Annotated in this window: 8 protein-coding genes; all 8 read left to right on the forward strand. The window is 64.7% G+C overall.

Annotated elements, in window-relative coordinates; translation table 11 throughout:
• The first annotated feature begins 11 nt into the window (after window positions 1-11).
• Complete coding sequence (gene aceE, locus B4400_RS24115; RefSeq protein ID WP_078313167.1) at window positions 12-2,801, forward strand: pyruvate dehydrogenase (acetyl-transferring), homodimeric type; 2,790 nt, start codon at window positions 12-14, stop codon at window positions 2,799-2,801.
• Window positions 2,802-2,946: 145 nt separating this feature from the next.
• Complete coding sequence (locus tag B4400_RS24120; RefSeq protein ID WP_078313168.1) at window positions 2,947-3,399, forward strand: DM13 domain-containing protein; 453 nt, start codon at window positions 2,947-2,949, stop codon at window positions 3,397-3,399.
• Window positions 3,396-3,878 carry a DoxX family membrane protein gene (locus B4400_RS24125; protein ID WP_078313169.1) on the forward strand — a complete coding sequence of 161 codons (483 nt, stop codon included), beginning with the start codon at window positions 3,396-3,398 and terminating at the stop codon, window positions 3,876-3,878. Before B4400_RS24120 ends, B4400_RS24125 begins: the two co-directional genes overlap by 4 nt.
• On the forward strand, window positions 3,868-4,497 hold the full coding sequence (locus B4400_RS24130; protein WP_078313170.1) for a TetR/AcrR family transcriptional regulator: 630 nt from the start codon (window positions 3,868-3,870) through the stop codon (window positions 4,495-4,497). Before B4400_RS24125 ends, B4400_RS24130 begins: the two co-directional genes overlap by 11 nt.
• A 56-nt stretch (window positions 4,498-4,553) precedes the next feature.
• On the forward strand, window positions 4,554-5,834 hold the full coding sequence (locus B4400_RS24135; RefSeq protein WP_078313171.1) for a PucR family transcriptional regulator: 1,281 nt from the start codon (window positions 4,554-4,556) through the stop codon (window positions 5,832-5,834).
• Window positions 5,835-5,993: 159 nt separating this feature from the next.
• Complete coding sequence (locus B4400_RS24140; RefSeq protein ID WP_078313172.1) at window positions 5,994-6,902, forward strand: ACP S-malonyltransferase; 909 nt, start codon at window positions 5,994-5,996, stop codon at window positions 6,900-6,902.
• 126 nt (window positions 6,903-7,028) lie between these two features.
• The gene (gene acpM / locus B4400_RS24145; protein ID WP_030095371.1) at window positions 7,029-7,328 is read left to right on the forward strand and encodes a meromycolate extension acyl carrier protein AcpM; all 300 of its coding nucleotides are present in this window, start codon (window positions 7,029-7,031) and stop codon (window positions 7,326-7,328) included.
• Between the two features lie 5 nt (window positions 7,329-7,333).
• The gene (gene kasA / locus B4400_RS24150; RefSeq protein ID WP_078313173.1) at window positions 7,334-8,587 is read left to right on the forward strand and encodes a 3-oxoacyl-ACP synthase KasA; all 1,254 of its coding nucleotides are present in this window, start codon (window positions 7,334-7,336) and stop codon (window positions 8,585-8,587) included.
• The last annotated feature ends 20 nt before the right edge of the window (window positions 8,588-8,607 follow it).

Here is an 8,607-nt window from a genome sequence, read left to right on the forward strand (position 1 = left end):
GAGCAGAAAAGTTGACCACGGAGTTCGTTCGCCAAGACCTGGCCGGAAATTCAAGCGCCGCAAATCAATCCGAGCGCGTTCGGGTGATCCGCGAAGGCGTCGCGTCGTATCTGCCTGATATCGACCCGGACGAGACGGGCGAATGGCTCGAGTCGTTTGACGGCCTGCTGGCCCGGTCGGGCCCCGCCCGCGCCCGGTACCTGATGCTGCGGCTGCTGGAACGAGCGAACGCCGGCCGGGTTGCCATCCCGGCGCTGACGTCCACCGACTACGTGAACACCATCGCCACCGAGAATGAGCCGTGGTTTCCCGGCGACGAAGACACCGAACGCCGTTTCCGCGCCTGGATCCGCTGGAACGCCGCGATCATGGTGCACCGCGCGCAACGGCCAGGGGTCGGTGTGGGCGGCCACATTTCGACATACGCCTCCTCGGCGGCCCTCTACGAGGTCGGGTTCAACCACTTCTTCCGCGGTAATGCCCATCCCGGCGGTGGCGACCAGGTGTTCATTCAGGGCCACGCCTCCCCCGGCATCTACGCCCGCGCCTTCCTGGAAGGCCGGCTGACCACCGATCAGCTCGACGGGTTCCGGCAGGAAAAGAGCCACCCCGGCGGTGGCCTGCCCTCCTACCCACACCCGCGGCTCATGCCCGATTTCTGGCAATTCCCAACGGTTTCCATGGGCCTGGGGCCGATGAACGCGATCATGCAGGCGCGGTTCAACCACTACCTGCGCGACCGTGGCATCAAGGACACCTCTGATCAGCGGGTCTGGGCGTTCCTCGGCGACGGCGAGATGGACGAGCCAGAATCGCGCGGCCTGACGCATATCGCCGCGACGGAGGGCCTGGACAACCTGACGTTCGTCATCAACTGCAACCTGCAGCGTCTGGACGGCCCGGTGCGCGGTAACGGCAAGATCATCCAGGAGCTGGAGTCCTTCTTCCGTGGCGCCGGCTGGAACGTCATCAAGGTGGTGTGGGGCCGCGAATGGGATGCCCTGCTGCACGCCGACCGTGACGGCGCGCTGGTCAATCTGATGAACACCACGGCCGACGGCGACTACCAGACCTACAAGGCCAACGACGGCGCGTACGTCCGCGAGCACTTCTTCGGGCGCGACCCGCGCACCAAGGAACTGGTGAAAAACCTTACCGACGACCAGGTCTGGAACCTCAAGCGCGGCGGCCACGACTATCGCAAGGTGTACGCGGCCTACCGGGCGGCCACCGAGCACAAGGGCCAGCCGACGGTCATCCTGGCCAAGACCATCAAGGGCTACACGCTCGGTAAGCACTTCGAGGGGCGCAACGCCACCCACCAGATGAAGAAGCTGACGCTGGATGACCTCAAGGACTTCCGCGACAAGCAGCGCATCCCGATCTCCGACGCCCAGCTCGAGGAGAATCCCTATCTGCCGCCGTACTACCACCCCGGCCCGGAGGCGCCCGAAGTCCGCTACATGCTGGACCGGCGCCGCGCGCTGGGCGGGTTCGTGCCGGCACGGCGCAACAAGTCGCGCCCGCTGACACTGCCGAGCCCGGAGACCTATGCCCCGCTGAAGAAGGGCTCGGGCAAGCAGGAGATCGCCACCACCATGGCATTGGTGCGTACGTTCAAGGAACTGTTGCGCGACAAGAACATCGGTAACCGCATTGTCCCGATCATCCCCGACGAGGCGCGCACCTTCGGTATGGACTCGTGGTTCCCGTCGCTGAAGATCTACAACCGCAACGGCCAGCTGTACACCTCGGTGGATGCCGAACTGATGTTGGCGTACAAGGAAAGTGCACAGGGCCAGATCCTGCACGAGGGCATCAACGAGGCCGGGTCCACCGCCACCTTCACCGCGGTCGGCACGGCGTACTCGACCCACGACGAGCCGATGATCCCGCTGTACATCTTCTATTCGATGTTCGGGTTCCAGCGCACCGGCGACGGCCTGTGGGCCGCCGCCGACCAGATGGCCCGCGGGTTCGTCCTGGGCGCCACAGCGGGTCGCACCACGCTGACCGGCGAGGGGCTGCAGCACGCCGACGGCCACTCTCTGCTGCTGGCCAGCACCAATCCCGCTGTGGTGGCTTACGATCCGGCGTTCGCCTACGAGATCGCCCATATCGTCGAGCACGGCCTGCAGCGGATGTACGGCGAGAACAGCGAGAACGTGTACTTCTACATCACGCTGTACAACGAGCCGTACGTGCAGCCGGTGGAGCCAGAGAACGTCGATGTCGAGGGCATTCTTCGCGGCATCTACAAGTTCCGTGCCGCACCCGAGGCGCGCACGCATCAGGCACAGATCCTGGCCTCGGGGGTATCGCTGCCCGATGCGCTGCGGGCGGCCGATCTGCTGGCCGAGCACTGGGATGTGGCCGCCGACGTGTGGTCGGTGACGTCCTGGGGTGAGCTCAACCGTGACGGCCTCGCCATCGATCACCAGGCGCTGCGTCACCCGGACCGTCCCAAGCCGGTTCCGTACGTGACGACGGCGCTGGAGAGCGCGCAGGGGCCCAAGGTGGCGGTCTCGGACTGGATGCGCGCGGTGCCCGAGCAGATCCGGCCGTGGGTGCCCGGCACCTACCGGACGCTCGGTGCCGACGGGTTCGGTATCTCCGATACCCGGCCCGCCGCGCGCCGGTTCTTCAACACCGATGCCGAGTCGGTTGTGGTCGCGGTCCTGGAGGCACTCTCGGACGAGGGCACCGTCGACCGCGATGTCGCCATCCGTGCGGCGGCTCAGTACAAGATCGATGACGTGTTGGCCGCCGACGTGTCGTTCAAGGACACCGGCAGCGCCTAGTCCTGCTGGCGCGAGCAGACATGTACTGCACCTAGATCGCAGGTCGCGAGTGCGGTACGTGTCTGCTCGCGGTTTTTGTCGACATCAATTGTACCGATCGGTACAGTCGAGATCGCTCGCTCACACCCTCGGAAAGGAATCCACCATGCGGTTCAACGTTCTCGCCGGCACAGCACTTCTGGGCATCGGCTTAGCCGTTGCCGCATGTAACGCCCCTGCACGCGACACTCAACCGAGCGGTCAATCACCGCAGGCGATGTCGTCACAGCCCATGACCTCGCAGGCCATGGCCGGCGCCACGCGTACGGGCTCGTTCAACGGAATCGACGGCAAGCACGTCTCGGGAACCGTCACGATCGCCAACGGGCGAGTCAGCTTGACCGGATTCTCCTCTGATAAGGGGCCCGACCTGCACATCTACCTGACCAAGGGCTCAGACCAGAGCGCGGTGAGCACGGGCAAAGAGCTCGGCATGGTCGCCTCCGACGCAGCGTCACAGACATTCGACATCAACGGTGTGGACACCTCTATGTACGACACCGTTCTGATCAACTGCGATAAGGCCAAAGAGGCCTTCGGCGCGGCAGCCTTGATGTGAGAACCCACGCACGCTGGATCGCCCTTGCCACGCCGATCGCCCTCGGCGTGGCAAGGGTGACGCTGGGCGCGCTGTGGCTGCACGAGGGCATCTTCAAATACAGCGCACACTTCGGCCGCGCGGACATTCTGCTCATCACCCACAGCGCGCGGTCCAACACTCGCGTGCCGGAATACTTCACCGTCCTCTCCGACAGCGTGCTTCGGGTGTGGCCGGGCCTTTTCGGCATCGCCATCCCCCTGCTGGAGGTGGCACTCGGGGCAATCCTGATCCTGGGGCTATTTCCCCAACCCGCGGCCATGGTTTCGCTGTTGACGCTCGTGACCTACTGGAGTTCAGACCAACTGATCAGCCAATACCCGGTGATGGCGGTGCTGTCGGCGGTCATCCTCACGTTTCCGGCGCCGAGTGGCCACTACTCAATACGGCGACGGAGACGCGCCACGGTCGCAGCTAATGTTGTCCAGGATGGTAGGTAAGTCGTCACCACAGAGCGCCGCCAAGCTCCCAGCGACCGCACACGGCCGCCGTACCCGCGCGGCCATCGTCGATGCCGCGGCGCAGATGATGTATCAAAAGGGTGTCACGGCAACCAGTCTCGACGACATCCTGACCGCCTCCAACACGGGCAAGTCGCAGCTGTACCACTATTTCAAGGACAGGTCCGAGTTAGTAAGGGCGGTCCTGGAACGTCAGACCGAGCTCGTCCTGCAGGCACAGCCGACACTCGCCCAGATCGACTCGATCGAGGGTGTCGAACAGTGGGCCCACGCAATCCTGGCCAACCACGAGGTACCCGGCGGACCGTTCGGATGCCCGCTGGGCAGCATGGCCGCCGAACTCAAGAACGATCCGGCCTATCAACCCGCACTTGCCGCCGCGTTTCACCAATGGCAGTCATTGCTCGCCGACGGCTTGACCCGGATGCAGGATCGCGGCGACCTCGACCGCACCGAAGATCCTCAGCGGCTGGCCGCGACGGTCCTTGCCACCCTGCAGGGCGGCATGCTGATGGGGCGGGCGACCATGGACATCACCGTCCTGCGCGACAGCCTCGATCTGGCCATCGACGGCATTCGGTGCAAACTGCGCACCTGACCCAAAAGTGCGGACATTTAGCGGTTCCCACCAGGAATCCGGGGTACCTTTTAGGGATGACCGACAATTCGGTGAGCACTCTGCGCGGGTTTCGCGCCGCCCGGCCCCCGCGGGAGCGGGCCGAGGTGCCCGAGGCGCTGCTGCACCGGATCAAGCAGTTCTCCGGACGCCTCTCCACCGAGGCCGTACATGTCATGGAAGACCGGCTGCCGTTCTTCGCCGACCTGGAGGCCTCACAACGCTCCAGCGTGGCGCTGGTGGTCCAGACGGCGATCAATAACTTCGTCGAGTGGATCCGCGACCCCGAGGGCACTGTCGGCTTCACCATGCAGGCCTTCGAGGTGGTGCCGCAAGACCTGGCCAAACGCATCGCGCTGCGTCATTCGGTCGACATGGTGCGCACCGCGATGGAGTTCTTCGAAGAGGTGCTGCCCCTGCTGGCCCGCAACGACGAGCAGCTGGTGACGCTCACCGAGGGCATCCTGCGCTACAGCCGTGACCTTGCCTTCGGAGCTGCCAGCGCCTACGCCGAGGCGGCGGAAACCCGGGGCGCCTGGGACTCCCGGCTGGAGGCGACGGTGGTCGACGCGGTGGTGCGCGGCGACACCGGTCCGGACATGCTGTCGCGCGCGGCGGCCCTGAACTGGGACACCACCGCACCCGCCACCGTCATCGTCGGCACTCCCCGGCCAGAAATCATCGCGACGTCAACAACACTGGTGCATGAGGTGGCGCAGCGCCACGGGCGTGGCGCACTCGCCGTCATCCAGGGCACCCGGCTGCTGACCATCGTGTCGGGCACATTCACCACGCACGACAAGTTCCTGGCGGACCTCATCAAGGTCTTCTCCGATGGTCCAGTAGTGGTGGGCCCGACCTCAGGAACCCTGAGCGCATCACACAACAGCGCCGTGGAGGCACTCTCGGGGATGGACGCGGTATCGGGGTGGCGCGGCGCCCCACGTCCGGTGTCCTCGCGCGAGCTGCTGCCCGAACGTGCGCTCCTGGGCGATAAGGCGGCCATCGCGGCCCTCAACACCGAAGTGATGCGCCCTCTCGCCGATGCCGGCCCGGCGCTCACCGAAACCCTGGACGCTTACTTAGATTCCGGGGGCGCCATCGAGGCCTGCGCGCGCGCACTGTTTGTTCACCCAAATACCGTCCGCTATCGACTCAAGCGAATCACCGATTTCACCGGAAGAGACCCAACGTCCCCGCGTGATGCCTATGTCTTGCGAGTCGCGGCAACCGTCGGCAGACTGGCCCAGGACCATGCGGACGTTTTCACTCCTGAACCAGGAATCACGCCAGTCACAATAAATGTCATCAAGGCTTAGAACGGTTACTGACCGGTCACCTGCGAGGTCCCACATTGCGAGACGGTATAGATCGGGTCGCAATGGATGCCTTTTTGTAGACTTCCCACAAATACTTAAGACAAGATTCATTTTCTCTTACACGGCGCAAACCACCCTTCACAGTGTTCTCTTAAACACGTGATCGCGCTGCTTGCTCCCGGACAGGGATCCCAGACTCCCGGCATGCTGACTCCATGGCTCGAATTGCCCGGTGTCACGGACCAAGTTGAGCAGTGGTCGAAGGCCAGCGGACTTGATCTGGTGCGCCTGGGAACCACGGCCAGCGCCGAGGAGATCACCGATACCTCCATCACCCAGCCACTGGTGGTCGCCCTGACCCTGCTGGCCTATGACGAGCTGACCAAGCGTGGCCACCTCAACACCAAGACCACCGTGGTCGCGGGCCACTCCGTCGGCGAGATCGCCGCCTACGCCATCGCCGGGGTCATCTCCGCCGATGACGCCGTCGCCCTTGCCGCCACCCGTGGCGCCGAGATGGCCAAGGCCTGCGCGCTGGATCCGACCGGCATGTCTGCCGTGCTGGGTGGCGACGAGGCCGAGGTGCTCGAGCGCCTGGAAGCTCTCGAGCTGATCCCCGCCAACCGCAACGCCGTCGGACAGATCGTCGCCGCCGGCCGCATCACGGCGCTGGAGAAGCTGGCCGAGGATCCCCCGGCCAAGGCGCGTGTCCGCCAGCTCGCCACCGCCGGTGCCTTCCACACCCACTTCATGGCTCCCGCACAGGAGGCGTACGCCGCCGCGGCGTCCGCGATCGTCCCGGCCGAACCGGTCACCACCTTGCTGTCCAACTTCGATGGCACCCCCGTCGCCTCCGGCGCCGATGCCATGGAGAAGCTCATCAACCAGCTGACCTCGCCGGTGCGCTGGGACCTGTGCACCGAGTACTTCAAGACGGCGGACGTACAGGCCGTCGTCGAACTGCCGCCTTCGGGTGCGCTGTCCGGCATCGCCAAGCGTGAGATGCGTGGCGTCACCAATCACGCGCTGAAAGCCCTCGAAGACCTCGACGCCCTGGCCGAGCTGTAAGCGGCCAAACCACCAATAAGTAGTACCCCGGATCAGTGGGCAGAGCCGCCCGCTCATCCAGTTTCAAATATCAGAGTTCACCCCAGGGCTGCGCCTGCAGTCCATAACACCGAAGGGAGCCACCGAGTGGCCACCGCAGAAGAAAAAGATCGCATCGTCGCCGGTCTCGCCGAGATCATCGAAGAGGTCACCGGTATCGAGCCCTCCGAGGTCACCCTCGAGAAGTCGTTCGTCGACGACCTGGACATCGACTCGCTGTCGATGGTTGAGATCGCCGTTCAGACCGAGGACAAGTACGGCGTGAAGATCCCCGATGAGGATCTGGCCGGTCTGCGGACCGTTGGCGATGTCGTCAACTACATCGAGAAGCTCGAGCAGGAAAACCCCGAGGCCGCAGCCAACATCCGCGCGCAGCTGGAGGGCTAGGACCAGTGACAACCCCTTCCACTGCAAACGGTGGCTTCCCCAATGTCGTTGTGACGGCTCTCGCCGCAACGACCTCTATCGCGCCTGACATCGAGGGCACGTGGAAGGGACTCATCGCCGGGGAAAGCGGCATCGAGGTTCTCGAAGACGAATTCGTCGAGAAGTTCGGTCTGCCCGTGTGGATCGGTGGGCACCTCAAGGAGCCCATCGACAGCCACATGACCCGGCTGGAGCTTCGCCGGATGGCCTACGTGCAGCGCATGGCGCTGCTCGTAGGCCGTCAGGTGTGGCAGAACGCCGGCACGCCCGATGACATCGACAAGGACCGCCTCGCGGTCGTCATCGGTACCGGGCTCGGCGGTGGCGAGCGCATCGTCGAGACCTACGACACCATGAATGAGCATGGCATTCGCAAGGTTTCGCCACTCGCCGTACAGATGTGTATGCCCAACGGTGCCGCCGCGGTGGTGGGCCTGGAGATCGGCGCCCGCGCGGGTGTCATCACGCCGGTGTCGGCGTGTTCCTCCGGCTCGGAAGCCATCGCGCACGCATGGCGCCAGATCGTGATGGGCGATGCCGACATGGTCGTCTGCGGTGGTGTGGAGGGCATGATCGAAGCCCTGCCGATCGCTGCGTTCTCCATGATGCGCGCCATGTCGACGCGAAATGACGAGCCGGAGAAGGCTTCTCGCCCGTTCGACAAGGACCGCGACGGATTCGTGTTCGGCGAGGCCGGTGCGCTCATGGTCATCGAGACCGAGGAGCACGCCAAGGCTCGCGGCGCGCAGATCCTGGCCCGCGTCATGGGCGCCGGCATCACCTCCGACGCGTACCACATGGTGGCCCCGGGCCCCGATGGTGTGCGCGCCGGTGCCGCGATGACCCGCGCAATTCAGACAGCAGGTTTGTCCCCCAAGGACATTGACCACATTAACGCGCACGGCACGGCCACCCCGATCGGCGACATCGCCGAGGCCAACGCCATCCATGTCGCTGGTGTGCAGCACGCCGCGGTCTACGCGCCCAAGTCGGCACTGGGTCACTCGATTGGCGCCGTCGGCGCCCTGGAATCGGTGCTCACCGTGCTCGCGCTGCGCGACGGCGTTATCCCGCCGACGCTCAATCTTGACAACCTTGATCCCGAAATCGACCTGGATGTCGTTGCGGGAGAGCCACGACACGGGGATTTTAAATACGCAATCAATAACTCGTTTGGATTCGGCGGGCACAACGTTGCGCTTGCCTTTGGCAAGTATTAAGCACCAGAGAGGCTCAAGAT

Origin of the sequence: Mycobacterium sp. D16Q13 (genome assembly GCF_002013375.1) — a bacterium.
Classification (GTDB): domain Bacteria; phylum Actinomycetota; class Actinomycetes; order Mycobacteriales; family Mycobacteriaceae; genus Mycobacterium.

What these genes read in the sequence shown, in the direction of transcription:
- B4400_RS24120 (WP_078313168.1), top strand. Translation starts at nt 2,947, where the DNA reads ATGCGGTTCAACGTTCTCGCCGGCACAGCACTTCTGGGCATCGGCTTA.
- B4400_RS24130 (WP_078313170.1), top strand. Translation starts at nt 3,868, where the DNA reads ATGGTAGGTAAGTCGTCACCACAGAGCGCCGCCAAGCTCCCAGCGACC.
- B4400_RS24135 (WP_078313171.1), top strand. Translation starts at nt 4,554, where the DNA reads ATGACCGACAATTCGGTGAGCACTCTGCGCGGGTTTCGCGCCGCCCGG.